This is a genomic window from Streptomyces sp. Y1 (genome assembly GCF_041053115.1).
In the GTDB taxonomy this organism is placed as follows: domain Bacteria; phylum Actinomycetota; class Actinomycetes; order Streptomycetales; family Streptomycetaceae; genus Kitasatospora; species Kitasatospora rubellomurina.
Genome location: NZ_CP163445.1, coordinates 6,452,618 through 6,468,488, shown reverse-complemented (window position 1 = coordinate 6,468,488; position 15,871 = coordinate 6,452,618). Strand labels below are relative to the sequence as shown.

12 protein-coding genes are annotated in these 15,871 nt (G+C 74.4%); 8 read left to right on the top strand and 4 right to left on the bottom strand.

Features of this window, described 5'->3' with window-relative positions; translation table 11 throughout:
- Positions 1-73: 73 nt before the first annotated feature.
- Complete coding sequence (locus AB2U05_RS28390; RefSeq protein ID WP_369184615.1) at positions 74-1,312, top strand: sensor histidine kinase; 1,239 nt, start codon at positions 74-76, stop codon at positions 1,310-1,312.
- Entirely contained in the window at positions 1,312-2,004 is a 693-nt protein-coding gene (locus AB2U05_RS28385; protein ID WP_369184614.1) for a response regulator, read from the top strand. Before AB2U05_RS28390 ends, AB2U05_RS28385 begins: the two co-directional genes overlap by 1 nt.
- Before the next feature lie 61 nt (positions 2,005-2,065).
- On the opposite strand, the gene katG is transcribed toward AB2U05_RS28385, so the two are convergent.
- Positions 2,066-4,291, bottom strand: coding sequence for a catalase/peroxidase HPI (gene katG, locus AB2U05_RS28380; RefSeq protein WP_045711223.1), 2,226 nt, complete (start codon positions 4,289-4,291; stop codon positions 2,066-2,068).
- Between the two features lie 192 nt (positions 4,292-4,483).
- On the opposite strand from katG, the gene AB2U05_RS28375 reads away from it, so the two are divergent.
- On the top strand, positions 4,484-4,906 hold the full coding sequence (locus tag AB2U05_RS28375) for a Fur family transcriptional regulator (protein WP_045694536.1): 423 nt from the start codon (positions 4,484-4,486) through the stop codon (positions 4,904-4,906).
- 18 nt (positions 4,907-4,924) lie between these two features.
- Here the strand turns inward: AB2U05_RS28375 and AB2U05_RS28370 are convergent, their stop codons facing one another.
- From AB2U05_RS28370 to AB2U05_RS28360, 3 genes are all read right to left on the bottom strand, one after another.
- Positions 4,925-5,515, bottom strand: a complete 591-nt coding sequence (locus tag AB2U05_RS28370; RefSeq protein WP_369184613.1) for a hypothetical protein — start codon at positions 5,513-5,515, stop codon at positions 4,925-4,927.
- Positions 5,516-5,634: 119 nt separating this feature from the next.
- Positions 5,635-7,809, bottom strand: coding sequence for an RICIN domain-containing protein (locus AB2U05_RS28365; RefSeq protein ID WP_052706797.1), 2,175 nt, complete (start codon positions 7,807-7,809; stop codon positions 5,635-5,637).
- Positions 7,810-8,001: 192 nt separating this feature from the next.
- Complete coding sequence (locus tag AB2U05_RS28360) at positions 8,002-9,318, bottom strand: cytochrome P450 (RefSeq protein ID WP_369184612.1); 1,317 nt, start codon at positions 9,316-9,318, stop codon at positions 8,002-8,004.
- Positions 9,319-9,409: 91 nt separating this feature from the next.
- On the opposite strand from AB2U05_RS28360, the gene AB2U05_RS28355 reads away from it, so the two are divergent.
- The 5 genes from AB2U05_RS28355 to AB2U05_RS28335 all read left to right on the top strand — a co-directional run bounded on the left by AB2U05_RS28355 (position 9,410) and on the right by AB2U05_RS28335 (position 15,802).
- Entirely contained in the window at positions 9,410-9,853 is a 444-nt protein-coding gene (locus AB2U05_RS28355; protein WP_369184611.1) for a GNAT family N-acetyltransferase, read from the top strand.
- Between the two features lie 164 nt (positions 9,854-10,017).
- Positions 10,018-10,566 carry an SRPBCC family protein gene (locus AB2U05_RS28350; protein ID WP_045711224.1) on the top strand — a complete coding sequence of 183 codons (549 nt, stop codon included), beginning with the start codon at positions 10,018-10,020 and terminating at the stop codon, positions 10,564-10,566.
- Between the two features lie 162 nt (positions 10,567-10,728).
- A complete protein-coding gene (locus AB2U05_RS28345) occupies positions 10,729-12,411 on the top strand; it encodes a class I adenylate-forming enzyme family protein (protein WP_369184610.1) in 1,683 nt (560 codons plus the stop codon).
- Positions 12,408-14,396 (top strand): FAD/NAD(P)-binding domain-containing protein, encoded by a 1,989-nt coding sequence (locus tag AB2U05_RS28340; protein WP_045694530.1) that lies wholly within the window; start codon positions 12,408-12,410, stop codon positions 14,394-14,396. Before AB2U05_RS28345 ends, AB2U05_RS28340 begins: the two co-directional genes overlap by 4 nt.
- Positions 14,393-15,802: an adenylosuccinate lyase family protein gene (locus tag AB2U05_RS28335; protein WP_369184609.1), complete on the top strand. Its 1,410-nt coding sequence runs from the start codon at positions 14,393-14,395 to the stop codon at positions 15,800-15,802. Before AB2U05_RS28340 ends, AB2U05_RS28335 begins: the two co-directional genes overlap by 4 nt.
- Positions 15,803-15,871 lie beyond the last annotated feature (69 nt).

Genomic DNA, 15,871 nt, shown 5'->3' with positions numbered 1-15,871 from the left:
TAGTCGCCCGGTGTACGGGCCGCCGCCGCCCGCCGGGCTGTGCCGGACGGCCGGGGGCCGCCAGAATGTCCCGGTGATCAACCATCCGACAGTGCGACGGCTGCGCGCGGCGGCCCGGGCGGGCGGGGGCGGCGCGCCCGCCCCGCCCCGGCCGACCCGGCGCGGCCAGGCGTTCGACCTGGCCCTGGCCCTCTTCCTCGCCTCCGTCAGCGGCCGGTACGCGAGCATCGCGCCCGCCCTGCACGGGCACGCCTGGCACTGGCTGCTGGTCCTGGTGCCGTTCGTCCCGCTGCCGCTGGCGCTGCGCCGCCGCTTTCCGCTGGCGGTGCTGTGGGCGGTGCTGCCGGGCGCGCTCCTGGTACGGCACCAGTCGGAGGACATCGCGTACTCGGTCGGCATGGCAGTGATCGTCGCCGCGTACGGCGCGGCCGCGTACGGGCGCCGCCCGGTTCCGGTGCTGGCGAGTCTGCTGGCCGCGACGGCCGGGCTGGTGGTGCTGTTCGGGGACGCCAAGCTGCCGCACTTCCCGAACGGCGTGATTGCCGTCCTGGTACTGCTGCCGGTCCTCGCGGTCGCGTACGAGCTGCGGATGTGGCGCCGCCGGGTGGAGGAGGAGCGCGGCCGCCGCTCCGCCCTGGAGCGCGAACAGCTGGCCGCGCTGGAGCGCGCGGTGGAGCACGAACGGGCACGCATCGCCCGGGAGTTGCACGACGTGGTGACGCACAACGTGAGCATGATGACGATCCAGGCCGGCGCCGCCCGCAAGATCCTCGACTCCGCGCCGGACAGGGCCCGCGAGGCGATGGCCGCGGTGGAGGCCGGCGGTCGCGCGGCGATGACCGAACTGCGGCACGTGATGGGCCTGTTGACCATCGACTCGACCGCCGGCCACGGCGATCCCGCCGCGACCGCCGACCTCAGCCCGCAGCCCGGCCTCGACCGGCTGGACGCCCTGGTCGAGGGCGTCCGGCAGGCCGGACTGCCGGTGGAGCTGACCGTCGTCGGTGCCCGCCGGGCCGTCCCCCCCGGGGTCGAGCTCGCCGCCTACCGGGTCGTCCAGGAGGCGCTGACCAACACGGTCAAGCACGCGGGCGGCGCCGAGGCGGCGGTGACCGTCGAGTACGCCGCCGACCGGCTGCGGGTGGAGGTCACCGACACCGGCGGCCGCCCCACCGGCGCCGCCGCCACCGGCAACGGGCGCGGCCTGCTCGGCCTGCGCGAACGCCTCGCCGTCTACGGCGGCACCCTGCACACCGGCCCCCGGCTGCGCGGCGGCTACCGCGTCAAGGCCCTGATCCCTTGGGAGAGTTGATGGACGACGAGCTCGCGCTGCACGTGGTGGTGGCCGACGACCAGGCCCTGGTCCGCACCGGTTTCCGGCTGATCCTGGAGTCCGAGGGCATCGAGGTGGTCGCCGAGGCCGAGGACGGTGAGCAGGCCGTCGCCGCCGTGCGCCGCACCCGGCCGGACGTCGTGCTGATGGACATCCGGATGCCCGGCCTGGACGGGTTGGAGGCGACCCGGCGGATCCTCGACGGCAGCGCCCAGGAGCCGCCCCGGGTCGTCATGCTGACCACCTTCGACCTGGACCAGTACGTCTACGCCGCGCTGGCCGCCGGCGCGAGCGGCTTCCTGCTCAAGGACGTCACCCCCGAGCACCTGGCCGCCGCCGTCCGGCTGGTCCGCACCGGGGACGCGCTGCTCGCCCCCGCGATCACCCGGCGGCTGGTCGAGCGCTTCGCCCGTACCGGCGGCGACACCCCCGGCGCCGCGGCGCCGCACCGGGAGCTGGCGACGCTCACCCGGCGCGAACTGGAGGTGACGGCCCTGCTCGCGCGCGGCCTCAGCAACGCGGAGCTGGCCGCCCGGCTGGGGCTGTCCGAGGCGACGGTGAAGACCCATGTGGCCCGCATCCTCGGCAAGCTGGGGCTGCGGGACCGGGCCCAGGTGGTGGTCGCGGCGTACGAGACCGGCCTGGTCAGCGTCGGCTCGGCACACAGCTGAAACGGGAGCCCGGGGCCGCACGCCCCGGGCTCCCGCCGTCACGCCGTCACACCGGACGGGATCACACCGCCCGGCTCGCGTCCAGGTCGAAGCGGTCCGCGTTCATGACCTTGACCCAGGCCGCGACGAAGTCCGTCACGAACTTCTCCTTGGCGTCGTCCGCCGCGTACACCTCGGCGATCGCCCGCAGTTCGGCGTTGGAGCCGAACACCAGGTCGGCCCGGCTGCCCGTCCAGCGCACGGCGCCGGACTCGTCCCGGCCCTCGAAGGTGTCGGCGGCCTCCGAGGTGGCGCGCCAACTGGTGCCCAGGTCCAGCAGGTTGACGAAGAAGTCGTTCGTCAGCACCCCGGGGGTGTCGGTCAGCACGCCGAGCGAGGACTGCTGGTGGTTGGCGCCCAGCACCCGCAGACCGCCGACCAGCACGGTCATCTCGGGGGCGCTGAGGCCCAGCAGGTTCGCCTTGTCCAGCAGCAGGTACTCGGCCGCCAGCCGGTTGCCCTTGCCGACCCAGTTGCGGAAGCCGTCCGCCTTGGGCTCCAGCGCGGCGAAGGACTCGACGTCGGTCAGCTCCTGCGGCGCGTCCACGCGGCCGGGCGCGAACGGCACCTCGACGGCGAGGCCGGCCGCCCGGGCCGCCTGCTCGATGCCGACGCCGCCGGCCAGCACCACCAGGTCGGCGAGCGAGACCTGCTTGGCGCCGCCCTGCGCGTTGAAGTCCCGCTGGACGCCTTCGAGGGCGCGCAGCACTCCGGCCAGCCGGTCCGGCTCGTTGACCTCCCAGCCGGCCTGCGGCTGCAGGCGGATGCGGCCGCCGTTGGCGCCGCCGCGCTTGTCGCTGCTGCGGAAGGAGGAGGCCGCCGCCCACGCGGTGGAGACCAGCTCGGAGACGGACAGGCCGGTGGCGGCGATCCGCCGCTTGAGGTCGGCGACGTCCGCCTCCTCCGGGTTCCCGTACGAGACGGCCGGCAGCGGGTCCTGCCAGAGCAGGTGCTCGGCCGGGACCTCCGGGCCGAGGTAGCGCACGACGGGGCCCATGTCGCGGTGGGTGAGCTTGAACCAGGCGCGGGCGAAGGCGTCCGCGAACTGGTCCGGGTTCTCCAGGAAGCGCCGGGAGATCGGCCCGTAGACCGGGTCGAAGCGCAGCGACAGGTCGGTGGTGAGCATGATCGGCACGTGCCGCTTGTTCGGGTCGTGCGCGTCCGGCACGGTGCCCTCGCCGGCGCCGTCCTTGGGCTTGTACTGGAAGGCGCCGGCCGGGCTCTTGGTCAGCTCCCACTCGTAGCCGAACAGCGTCTCGAAGAAGCTGTTGTCCCAGGTGATCGGGGTGGCCGTCCAGGTGCCCTCCAGGCCGGAGGTGATCGCGTCGGCGCCCACGCCGGTGCGGAAGCGGCTCTTCCAGCCGAGGCCCTGCTGCTCCATCGGCGCGTCCTCCGGGTCCGGGCCGACGTTGTCCGCCGGGCCGGCGCCGTGGGTCTTGCCGAAGGTGTGGCCGCCGGCGATCAGCGCGACGGTCTCCTCGTCGTTCATCGCCATCCGGTAGAAGGTCTCGCGGATGTCGCGGGCGGCGGCGATCGGGTCCGGGTTGCCGTTGGGGCCCTCCGGGTTGACGTAGATCAGGCCCATCTGGACGGCGGCGAGCGGGTTCTCCAGCTCGCGGTCGCCGGTGTAACGCTGGTCGCCCAGCCAGGTGGTCTCGGGGCCCCAGTAGACGTCCTCGTCGGGCTCCCACTCGTCGACCCGGCCGCCGCCGAAGCCGAAGGTCCGGAAGCCCATGCCCTCGAGGGCGACGTTGCCGGTGAGGACGATCAGGTCCGCCCAGGAGAGGCTGCGGCCGTACTTCTTCTTCACCGGCCACAGCAGCCGGCGGGCCTTGTCGAGGCTGGCGTTGTCGGGCCAGCTGTTCAGCGGCGCGAAGCGCTGCTGGCCGCCGCCGGCGCCGCCGCGGCCGTCGCTGATCCGGTAGGTCCCGGCGCTGTGCCAGGCCATCCGGATCATGAACGGGCCGTAGTGGCCGAAGTCGGCCGGCCACCAGTCCTTGGAGGTGGTGAGGACTTCCTGGATGTCCCGCTTGACGGCCGGGAGGTCGAGGGCGGCGAAGGCCGCCGCGTAGTCGAAGTCCGCGCCGAGCGGGTTCGCCACGGCCGGGTTCTTCGCGAGGATCTTCAGGTTCAGTCGCTCCGGCCACCACTGGCGGTTCCCCCCGCCCTGCGCGGGGTACGGCGCCCGCCCGTGGTTCACCGGGCAGCCCGCCGCGGCCTCGCCGGTTGCTTCGTGGTTGTCAGACATGGGAATCCTTCCTCACAAGGCGGATCACGCGGTGTCTTCTCTACTACCTAGGCTATCGCCGGAGCCGATCCTACGATGGACACAGTCCACGTCAAGAAAGACACCAAACCCATATTCGATCGGGATTCGGAAGACCTCGGACACCGATTGGTACCATCCGTTCTTCCCCTTGACCTGAATAGGTGAACCGATATGAGTGACCTGCTGGAGCGACTGCGCGGGCGCGGCTGGCGCCTCACCTCCCAGCGGCGTGTCGTGGCGGAGGTCCTGGACGGGGACCACGTGCACCTCACGGCCGACGAGGTGCACGCCAGAGCCGCCGCGCGCCTGCCGGAGATCTCCCGGGCGACGGTCTACAACACCCTCGGCGAGCTGGTCACCCTCGGCGAGGTCATCGAGGTCTCCACGGACGGGCGCGCCAAGCGCTACGACCCCAACGCGCACCACGCGCACCAGCACCTGGTCTGCACCGGCTGCGGCACCATCCGCGACGTCCACCCCACCGGCGACCCGCTCGCCGACCTGCCGGCCGAGCAGCGCTTCGGCTTCGCCGTGGCGGGCGCCGAGGTCACCTACCGGGGGCTCTGCCCCACCTGCGCGGGCGCCGCGGTCTGACGGCCGCGGGTCGGACGGTCAGCGGCGGCGCCGGAGCCAGCGGCCGGCGGCGGCCAGGAGCACGACCGCGGCGGCTGCGGCCGCGCCGACCGTCGCCCGGCTGACACCGCCGTCGGCGGCCTCGTGGGACGCGTCCCCCACCGGGGTGGCAGCGACCGTGGGGCCGGCCACCGGAGCGGCCACCGGGGAACCGGCGGCGCCCGTCGCGGTCGCGAAGGCGGTCGGCGGGTCGTCGACCGCGGCGGGGGCGACGTCGAATTCGCGCTCGCCGTGGCCGAGGGAGGGGAAGGCGCACTCGACGGTGACCTTCCAGTGGCCGGCCGGCAGGATCTCGCGGGTGGTGTACGTCCCCGGGCTGCCCGGGACGGCGACCAGTCGCCAGGGGCCGGCGGTGCGGCCGTCCGCGGCGGTCGCGGACAGCGTGCCGGCGAAGTCCTCGGTGACCGGGTCGTGGTCGTTCTCCCAGGTGGCGACGGTGCTGACGTGACCGTTCCGCTGCCCGGAGACGTCCAGGTGGACGCTGTCGCCGTGGGCGGCGGCGGGTGCGGTGGCGGACAGCACGGCCGCGGCGGCGAGGGCGAGGGCGGCGAAGAGCGGTCGGGTGCGCATGGCGGGAAGTCCTCGGGGTGGCGGGGGTGGGGCTGCGGTGCCGGGATGCCAGGGCGCGGCCGCCGTCCGGTGACGGCGGCCGCGCCCGCTGGTGGAGCGTGGAGCTACGAGGTCCGCGCCTACGAGGTCTTCACCAGCGACCAGTTCTGGTACGGCTGGCCGCTCGGCTGCTGCAGTTCCAGCAGCCAGCCGCCGTAGTACCAGCGGTCACTGAGCCCGAGGACCAGCGAACCCCCGTCCGCCGTGACGGTGAACCCGCCGCCGGCGGCGTTGAGCTGCCACTTCTGCGCGGCGGTGTCGGCGCACGGCTGCTGCGCGACGTACTGGCCGGCGACGGCGGCGCCACCGAGCTGCAGGCACTTGCCGGAGCGCACGGACTTGATCCGGACGGCGCCGTTGCCGGCGTCCTCGAAGGACCACTTCTGGTTGGCGTAGCCGGTGCGCTGGTAGGCGATGGCCACGGTGCCGTCGTTCAGCGAGCTGCCCCACAGGTCGGCCGCCTGGCCGGTGAGGCCGTTGACCATGGTGTACCGGGTGCCGGGCTGCGGGTGGCCCGCGTCCGCGAGGGTGTGGAAGGTGACGGCGCGGCCGGGCCTGCCGACCGAACCGGCGGCGTCGCGGGCGGCGACGGCCACGGTGTAGGAGGTGCCGGGGGCGAGCCGGACCAGGCCGACCACGGTCGAACGCACGGTGCCGACGGTCTGGCCGTTCAGCTGGACGTCGTAGCCGGCCGCCGCCGGAGCGGCCTTCCAGCTCAGGACCGCGGAGTTCTGGGTGACCTGACTGACCGTCAGGTCCGGCCCGGTGTCGCCGCCCCGGGTCGGGGACGCGGTCGGCGACGGGGAGCCGGTCGGCGTGGCGGTCGGACTGCCGGTGGGCGTCGGGGTCGGCGAGGGCGTGCGGGTGGGCGAGCCAGTCGGCGTGGGCGTGGGCGTCGGCGTGGGGTTGGGGTTGGGGCCGGTGCCGCCGCCCGCGACGAGGAAGCGGTTGTTCGCGACGTTCCAGTGGGTGGCCAGGTAACTACCGGGCTTGGGGTCGGTGTTGTAGTAGTCGTCGTGGTTGCAGTCGAGCCGGTCGTCATGGGCGCGGTCCGGGCAGACGGTCCGCATCTGCGGGTAGTAGGGGGCGTCCGAGTAGCACATGATGTCCCACTCGTCGACGCAGTGCCCGGCCTTGCTGGAGTTGGGGGCGCTGTTGTTCACCGCGCCCAGGTTGTGGCCGAGTTCGTGCGCGGCGGTGGTGCCGCCCCAGCACCCGGCGTCGGTGCGGCCGTAGGAGGGGCCGAAGTTGCTGAGGTTGTCCTGGCCGGGGCGCTCGTCACCGGCGAAGGTGCCGATCCCGCAGTACACCTTGGCGTCGGTGAACATCATGTACTTGCGGTCCTTGCGGTCGAACCCCTGCGCGGCGAGGGCGCGGTTGCTCGCGTTGAAGTCCGCCGCCTCGGCGTCGGAGATCTGCACGTTCAGCACCGAGGCGCTGCAGTCGGGTTCGGTGACGAAGCGGACGTGCCGCTCGCCGCCGGTCTCCGCCGCGCTGGCGTTGTAGATGACGTCGACGTCGACGGCCCACTTCTTGAACGAGGCCAGGTACTGGGCGTAGCGGTCGTTGCCCGGGGTGTGCACGTACACCACCTGGACGCGGTTGCCGCTGCGGCCGTCGCCCTCGCAGATCAGGCCGGACCCGGCGGGGGCAGCGCCACCGCCGGAGCCGCCGGAGCCGTCGAGGAGCGCCTTCTGCTGGACGTCGAGGACGGGCTCGCCGCCCTTGAGGAGGTCCGCGGCGGCGGGTGCGCGGACGTCGGCCGGCGGGGTGAGCGCGGGCGGCTGGGCGGCCGGGGCGGCGACCGGCGGGACGTCCTTGCGGATGTCCACGTCCTTGGGGGGCACGTCCGGGCCGTGGCTGCACTGGGTGCTGCCGCTGACCTCCAGCATGCTGCCGCAGCGGTCACTGGCCGGCAGGTTCAACCCCGCGTAGACCAGGCCGCGTTCGGGCTGGTCCTTGGGTATCGACTTCGGCGGGGCGGCCTTCTCGTCCCGCTTCGGGGCGGGCGGCTTGCTGCCGCCCTCGGCGGTGCCGGTCTCCCCAGACCCGTCGCCGTCCGGCACGACGCCGGCCTGGTCACCGACGACGTCCGCGGCCGTGACCGTGCTGTGCGCGGACGTCGGCTCCAGCGCGGTGCGGATGCCGAGCGTCCCCACGACCAGTCCGGCCGCCACCACGGCGGCGACCAGTGCGCTCCGGCGGGTGAGCCTGCGGCGCCTGCGCCGCCGGAGCTCGCTGCTTCGGTGTCCCATCGCGTTCCTTTCCTCGTGCCATGGCCCGCGCACCCCGCTGAACCGGGGGCTCGGGCCCGCTGACACTCCGGAGAGCGACTGGGGCGGCCGGGAATAACGGAAACTTCTTGCGAAAATCTCCGAGGTGTTCGACGGGCGCTCGTTCGACGACGGAGGGCCCGGCGGGGAGGGGCCATGACGGCCGGCGGGCCGTCAGCCGGTCGTCCGCCAGCGGACCGGCAGGGACTTGAGGCCGTTCTGGAAGTTGGTGACCAGCCGCCGCGGCGGCCCCGCCGCCGGGTCCGGCTCCAGCCCGGGCAGCCGGTCCAGCAGTTCGCGCACCATCAACCGCAGCTGGACGCGGGCGAGTTGGGCGCCGACGCAGAAGTGCGGGCCGTAGCCGAAGCTCACGTGGTCGTTCGGGGTGCGGGTGAGGTCGAGGCGGTCCGGCTCCGGGAAGACGGTCTCGTCCCGGTTGGCGGAGGCGTGGTAGACCACCACCTTGTCCCCGCGCCGGATCGGCCGGCCGCCGAGCTCGGTGTCCGCGGCCGCGGTGCGCCGGATGTTCATCACCGGCGGCCAGAACCGCAGCAGCTCCTCGACGGCCGGGCCGGTCAGCTCGGGCCGCTCGCGCAGCTGCCGGTACTGCGCGGGGTGGCCGAAGAGGGTGAGCAGGGCGCCGGGCAGGCCGTTGCGGACGGTCTCGTTCCCGGCGACGGCGAAGAGGAAGAACATCGTCTCGAACTCGTCGGCGGTCAGGCCCGCCTGCAGGGCCCGGGCCAGGATGCCGCGCGACTCCCCGGGGGCCTGGGCCAGCCCGTGGGCGTAGGCGTACATGTCGGCCAGCGCGGGCCGGGAGCGCGGGTTGACCGGACGGCCGTCCGGCGCGGTGAGGGCGGTGGGGCGGTGAGCGAGCGCCGCCCGGCCGAGGTCGGTCAGGGTGGCCGGGTCGGCGGTGCTGGACTGCGCGTAGTCGGCGTCCTGGTAGCCGATCACCCGGTTCGCCCAGTCGACCAGCAGCTGCCGGTCCTGCTCGGGCACCCCCATCACCCGCGCCAGCGTCCACACCGGCAGGTCGGCCACCAGTCGCACCAGGTCCGCGGCGCCCTCCGGCCGCACCCCGGCCACCAGCTCGCGCACCCGGCCGGCCACCGCGTCCGTCAGCTCGACCAGGGCGCGCGGGGTGAACGCCCCCGCCACGATCCGGCGCAGCCGGGAGTGGTCGGGCGGGTCCTGGTTGAGCATCATCGCCCGGACGAAGTCCAGGTCGGCCGGGGTGTCCGGGTCGCGGACCTGGGTCGCGCCCAGGTGCGAGGAGAAGACGTCCGGGCTGCGCAGCACGTGCTTCACGTCCGCGTGGCGCAGCACCGCCCAGTAGCCGGTGCCGCCGGGCCAGCCCGCCACGGGCGGCTCCTCCACCCACCACACCGGGGCGGCCCGCCGCAGCTCGCGGAACAGGCCGTACGGCACGCCGTCCGCGTAGGTGGCCGGGAGGAAGATCCGGTTGACGTCCGCCTGCGAGAGGGTCACGGGGGGACGGTACGACAGGCCGGGCCGGGGCGCCAGGACGTCGCGGGCGATGACGAGTTGAGGCGGGGCCGCAGGCTCTAGAGTGCCCCGCATGGAGCTGACGATGGTTGACGTCGTCCCGGGGCAGGCCGCGATGGCGGCCGATGTCGGGCCGCTGATCAGACAGTTGAGGCCGGCGCTGACGGCCGGGGAGTTCGCGGACTTCGCCGCCGAGGCGCACCGGCAGGGGCTGGTCTTCACCGCCGCCTACGACGCGGGCGGGCGGTGCGTCGGGGTGGCGGCGCACCGGGTGCTGGCCACCAGCCGTGGGCGGCTGCTGTTCGTGGAGGACCTGGTGGCCGACCGGGCGGTGCGCTCGGCGGGGGTCGGGCGGCGGCTGATGGCGGAGCTGGAGGGGCGGGCCCGGCGGGCGGGGTGCGTGCGGATCGAGCTCGACTCCGGGGTGTCCAACCACGGGGCCCACCGCTTCTACCACGCCGGCCGGATGGCGATCGTGGCCCTGCACTTCGCCCGCGAGGTGCCCGCCGGTCCGTGACGGCAGCCGGGGGCGGCCGGGCCGCTGGAGCCCAGGTCAGGGCACGGTCCGGCCGCCCCGTTCGCCCCTTTTTCCAGCAGGGAGTTGACACGGAATCATGGAGTTGACGGACCCGCCGGCCCGGCCTTGACCCCCGCCGGGGCCCGGCTGGGACGATTCCCGGCATGGGCGAAACCAGCAACGACAAGCAGCAGCCGATCTTCTCCGCCGACGCCGACATCCGCGTCGCCGCGACCCCGCTGGACGTGTACGCGGTGCTCAGCGACCTGCCGCGCAGCGGCGAGTGGAGCCCGGAGTGCCAGGGCGGTGAGTGGGTGGTGGGCGCCCCGGCCGAGGTCGGTTCGGTGTTCCGCGGCGAGAACCTCCGCAGCGAGGACGTGGTCGCCTGGGCGCCGGTGGTGCGCGGCCGGTGGACGACGCACGCCCAGGTGGTGGCCGCCGAGCCCGGCCGCACCTTCCGGTGGGCGATGCACGACTCGGCGGGCGAGCCGCAGCAGAGCGTGTGGGGCTTCGACATCGAGCCGGCCGAGGGCGGCGGCAGCCTGCTGACCCACCACTTCCGGATGAACGCGGCCACCGAGGGCATCAAGGGCATCACCGCGGAGATGGACGCCGGCGCAAAGGAACGTTTCTTCGCCGAATGGGGCGACAAGATCTCCGCCGACCTGGCCGTCACGCTGCGGCGCATCAAGGCCGTCGTCGAGCAGGCGTGAGCGTCGCTCGGACGTGACACCGGGCCCGGTCGCCGACCGGCCCCCTTCGCCCCGCACGGCCCCCATCACATTCCACGTCGAGCGCCGTCGGCGGCATGCCGCGGTCCGGGAGGCGGACAGGTGCTTCTGCAACGTATCGGAAACCGGGGGATCCACCTCGGAATGCTGTTCGAACGCGCCGCGGCGAGACACGGCGCCAACGTCCTCATCCTCGACCACGACCTGGACGTCGCACCGGAGTTGGGCCGCCGGGCGACCGTCGCCGAGGTCGCGGACCTGGTGGACGACCTGGCCTCCCGGCTCTGGGCGGCGGGCGTCCGACCGGCCCGGCGGGTGGTGGTGTACAAGGCCGACGGCTTCGACATCACCCTGCTCGCCTGCGCGGCGGCGAGGATCGGGGCCGTACCCGTCCTGCTGTCCCCGCAGCTGGACGGCGCCACCGTCGCCGAGCTGGTCCGCCGGACCGACCGGCCGTACCTGGTGACCGACCAGGAGAAGCTGGAGAACGTCCTGCCCGGGACGGTCTTCGAGCTCGCCGGCCGGGTCGTGCTGACCTCCGGCTCCTACCGCGACGCGGTCGAACTGCGCTCGCTGGCCGGGGTGGAGCGGGTCGCCCCGGTCGTCATGCCGGCCGACCACCCGACGCTGATCACCCACACCTCGGGCACCACCGGCACGCCCAAGCTGGCCGTGCACACCGGGTTCAGCCTGCAGTCCCGCTACCGCCCGCAGGCCTCGGTGATCGCCCCGCTGATCCGGCGCCGGGAGACCATCGCGATCCACGTCTCCTTCGTCCACTCCCGGCTGATCACCGCCCTGGCGATCTCGCTGTACCGCGGCTTCCCGCTGGTGCTGCTGCGCGGCTCGGACCCGAAGGAGATCGGCGACCTGTTCGCCCGGCTGAAGCCCGGCATCCTGGAGGCCCACCCCAACTCCTTCATGGAGTGGGAGGAGTTGGCCGAGGACCCGCGCGGGCCGCTGTCCAACGTCAAGCTGTTCAGCAGCACCTTCGACGCGATCCACCCGCGCACCGTGCACCGGCTGCTGCGCGCCACCAAGCGGCGGGCGCCCGTGTTCGGCCAGCTGTACGGGCAGAGCGAGGTCGGCCCGGCGATCGTCCGGGGCTTCAGCCGCCGCCGCACGCTGGACGACGACGGCCGCTGCGTCGGCATGCCGTTCCCCGGGATGACCGACGTGCGGGTGGTCAGCCGCAACGGCCGGCCGCCGTCCCCGCAGAACCCCGGCTTCATCGAGGTGCGCAGCGACGGGCGCATCGTCACCTACCTCGGCGAGCAGGAGCGCTACGACGCCCAGGTGTCGGCGGACGGCTGGTGGCGGATGGGCGACGTCGGCTACCGCACCCGGTGGGGCTGCGTGCACCTGCTGGACCGCGAGGTCGACCTGATCGAGGGCTTCGGCAGCACCCTGGCCGTCGAGGACACCCTGTTCGGCCGGCTGCCCGGCCTCGCCGAGGTCATCATCATCCCCGGCACGGACGGCCGGGTGGTGCCGGTGGTGTGCACCAAGGACGACGCGCCGCTGGACCTCGCCGCCTGGCGGCGCGCCACCGCCTCGCTGCCGCCGATGGCCGAGCCGGTCCACCGGCGGCTGGCCGACCTGCCGAGGACCGCCACCACCAAGATCAAGCGCCTGGAGCTCGCCCGGCTGCTGCTCGCCGCGGAGCCGGTGGACGACACCCAGCAGGACACCCAGCACAACGCACGGCACGACACCCAGCACGACGCACGGCAGGACGCACAGCACGACGCACGGCAGGACGCACAGCACGACGCACAGGACGACGGATCGGACCACGCATCGGACGCGGAGGGCGGACAGCCATGACCGGAAGGAAGCAGGCGGGCCTGGAGGTCTGCATCGTCGGAGCGGGCCCGCGCGGCCTGTCCGTGCTGGAGCGGCTGTGCGCCAACGAGCGCGCCCGGCCCTCGCACGACGCCGTCACCGTGCACGTGATCGACCCGGCGGCGCCCGGCGCCGGCGCCGTCTGGCGCCAGGACCAGTCGCAGCACCTGCTGATGAACACCGTCGCCTCGCAGATCACCGTCTACACCGACGACAGCTCGCGGATCGACGGCCCGATCGAGCCCGGCCCGAGCCTGTACGGGTGGGCCGCCGAGATCGCCGCCGCCGGCGCCGCCTCCGGGCAGGACGAGGCCTGCCTCGCCGAGGCCCGCGCCCTGGGGCCCAACACCTACCCCAGCCGGGCCTTCTACGGGCGCTACCTGAACGCCTGCTTCCGCCAGGTGATCGACGGCGCCCCCGCGCACGTCACCGTCGTGGTGCACCGCTCGCGGGCGGTCGCCATGGCGGACACCCACGGCATCCCCGGCGGCCCGCAGGGCATCCGGCTGGAGGACGGCAGCCGGCTCAACGAGCTGGACGCCATCGTGCTCGCCCAGGGCCACGTCGCCGCCCGGCCGACCCCGCACGAGGAGCGGACGGCGAGCCTCGCCCGGATCCACCACCTCACCTACCTCACCCCGGCCAACCCCGCCGACCTCGACCTGAGCGGCATCGAGCCGGGCCAGAACGTGCTGCTGCGCGGCCTCGGGCTCAACTTCTTCGACCACATGGCGCTCTTCACCATCGGCCGCGGCGGCTCCTTCGAGCGCGTCGACGAGCGGCTGGTCTACCGGCCCTCCGGCCGGGAGCCGAAGTTGTTCGCCTGGTCGCGGCGCGGCATCCCGTACCACGCCCGCGGCGAGAACGAGAAGGGCGCGTACGGCCGTTACTACCCGCGGCTGCTCACCGCCGAGTACATCGCCGGGCTGCGCCGGCGCGCCGCGGCCGGCGAACCGGTGCACTTCCGCACCGACCTGTGGCCGCTGATCTCCCGCGAGGTGGAGAGCGTCTACTACGGCACGCTGCTGGACGCCCGGGGCCGCGGCGCCGAGCGGGAGGACTTCGTCCAGCGCTACCTGACGGTCGCGCGCGGCGACGGCTTCGCGTTCCTGTGCGAGGAGTACGGCATCACCGAGGCCGAGCGCTGGGACTGGGACCGACTCTTCCGCCCGTACGGGGACCGGGAGTTCACCGGCCCGGAGGACTTCCGCGACTGGCTCCTCGACTACCTCGCCCTGGACGTCGAGGCGGCCCGGGCCGGGAACCTCAGCGGCCCGCTCAAGGCCGCCCTGGACGTGCTGCGCGACCTGCGCAACGAGATCCGGCAGGCCGTCGACCACGGCGGGCTGGAGGGCACCTCGCACCGGGACGACCTGGAGGGCTGGTACACCCCGCTCAACGCCTTCCTGTCGATCGGCCCGCCGGTCTCCCGGATCGAGGAGCTGATCGCCCTGATCGAGGCCGGCGTCGTCGAACTCTCCGGCCCGGGCACCGAGATCCGGATCGACACCGGCACGCCCTGCTACGTGCTCAGCTCGACCAAGGTGCCGCGCACGCCCGTGCGGGCCACCGTCCTGATCGAGGCGCGGCTGCCCGAACCCGACCTGCGGCGCACCACCGACCCGCTGCTCCAGCACCTGCTGAGCACCGAGCAGGCCACCGCGTACCGGATCCCGGCCCAGGACGGGAGCAGCTACGAGACCGGCGGGCTGGCCGTCACCGAGCGGCCGTACCGGCTGCTGGACACCCGCGGCCGCGCGCACCCGCGGCGCTACGCCTACGGGGTGCCCACCGAGTCGGTGCACTGGGTGACGGCCGCCGGGATCCGGCCCGGCGTGGACTCGGTGACCCTCGGCGACTCGGACGCGATCGCCCGCGCGGTGCTCGCCCTGTCGCCCGCCGCCGAGGTGCCGGCCGCCGTCCGGCCGGGCGCGGACGTGACCGACCTGACCGGAGTACTGGTATGACCGACCCGCACGGCGCCGCCGACGCGCTGACCGACGGCGGCCTGCTCTCCCCGGTCCGGGCCGGGACCCCGGTCGAGGCCGCCGTCAGCGACCTGGCCTGGCTGCAGGCCATGCTGGACGCCGAGGCGGCCCTCGCCCGGGCCCAGGCCGCCCTGGGCACCGTGCCCCGGGCCGCCGCCGACACCATCACCCGGCTGGCCCGGGCGGACCGGCTGGACCTGCGCGCCCTCGCGCTCGAAGCCCGGGAGACCGCCAACCCGGTGGTCGGGCTGGTCAGGGCGTTCACCCGGGTGGTGGCGGCCGAGGACCGGGCCGCCGCCGAGTACGTCCACCGCGGCTCCACCAGCCAGGACGTGCTGGACACCGGCGCGATGCTGGTGGCCGCCCGCGCGCTGCGCACCGTCCGCGCCGACCTCGCCCGCACCGCCCGGGCGCTGGCCGTCCTCGCCGGGCGCCACCGGGACACCGCCCTCGCGGGCCGCACCCTCGCCCTGCAGGCCGTGCCGACCACCTTCGGCCTCAAGGCGGCCGGCTGGCGGCAGCTGGTGCTGGACGCCGAACGGAGGCTCGGCGCCGTCGCCGACCAGCTCCCGGTCTCGCTCGGCGGCGCCGCCGGCACCCTCGCCGGCTACCTGGAGTACGCCCGGATCGACGGCGGCGACGCCGGGGATCCGGACGGGTACCCGGACCGACTGGTCGCCGCCTTCGCCGCCGAGACCGGACTGGCCCGCCCGGTGCTGCCCTGGCACGCGCTGCGCACCCCGATCGCCGACCTCGCCGGCGCGCTCGCCTTCACGGCCGGCGCCCTCGGCAAGCTCGCGATCGACGTGCAGTCGCTGACCAGGACGGAGGTCGGCGAGGTCGCCGAGCCCACCGCGGCCGGGCGGGGCAGCTCCTCCGCGATGCCGCACAAGCGCAACCCGGTGCTCGCCACCCTGATCCGCAGCGCCGCGCTGCAGGTGCCGGTGATCGCCACCGGGCTCACCCAGTGCCTGCTGGCCGAGGACGAGCGTTCGGCCGGCGCCTGGCACGCCGAGTGGCAGCTGCTGCGCGAGGCGCTGCGGCTCACCGGCGGCGCCGCGCACACCGCGGTGGAGCTCGCCGAGGGCCTGGAGGTCCGGCCCGAACGGATGCGGGCCAACCTGGACCTGACGGGCAGTCAGGTCGTCTCGGAGCGGATCGCGGCCGTCCTGGCGCCGCGGCTCGGCAAGGCGGAGGCGAAGCAGCTGCTCACCGAGGCCTCCGCCGAGGCCGACCGCGGCCACCGGCCGCTGGCCCTGGTCCTCGCCGAACTCCCCGCGCTGAAGGGCGTGTTCAGCGAGGACGAGCTCACCCGGCTGTGCGACCCGACCGCCTACACCGGGGCGGCCGGCCCCCTCGTCGACCGGGCCCTGCGCGAGCACTAGGGCTCGTCTGACAATTCGCGTCGGATCAGCGCGCGGCGTTGGGCGCCCGGCTGGGCGTGCCGGCGGATC

Bases quoted from the DNA above. Each gene is read 5' to 3' on its own strand.
- AB2U05_RS28355 (WP_369184611.1), top strand. From the start codon at position 9,410: ATGGAGCTGACGATGGTTGACGTCGTCCCGGGGCAGGCCGCGATGGCG.
- AB2U05_RS28335 (WP_369184609.1), top strand. From the start codon at position 14,393: ATGACCGACCCGCACGGCGCCGCCGACGCGCTGACCGACGGCGGCCTG.
- AB2U05_RS28375 (WP_045694536.1), top strand. From the start codon at position 4,484: ATGAGTGACCTGCTGGAGCGACTGCGCGGGCGCGGCTGGCGCCTCACC.
- AB2U05_RS28365 (WP_052706797.1), bottom strand. From the start codon at position 7,809: ATGGGACACCGAAGCAGCGAGCTCCGGCGGCGCAGGCGCCGCAGGCTC.
- katG (WP_045711223.1), bottom strand. From the start codon at position 4,291: ATGTCTGACAACCACGAAGCAACCGGCGAGGCCGCGGCGGGCTGCCCG.
- AB2U05_RS28340 (WP_045694530.1), top strand. From the start codon at position 12,408: ATGACCGGAAGGAAGCAGGCGGGCCTGGAGGTCTGCATCGTCGGAGCG.
- AB2U05_RS28370 (WP_369184613.1), bottom strand. From the start codon at position 5,515: ATGCGCACCCGACCGCTCTTCGCCGCCCTCGCCCTCGCCGCCGCGGCC.
- AB2U05_RS28345 (WP_369184610.1), top strand. From the start codon at position 10,729: ATGCTGTTCGAACGCGCCGCGGCGAGACACGGCGCCAACGTCCTCATC.
- AB2U05_RS28350 (WP_045711224.1), top strand. From the start codon at position 10,018: ATGGGCGAAACCAGCAACGACAAGCAGCAGCCGATCTTCTCCGCCGAC.
- AB2U05_RS28385 (WP_369184614.1), top strand. From the start codon at position 1,312: ATGGACGACGAGCTCGCGCTGCACGTGGTGGTGGCCGACGACCAGGCC.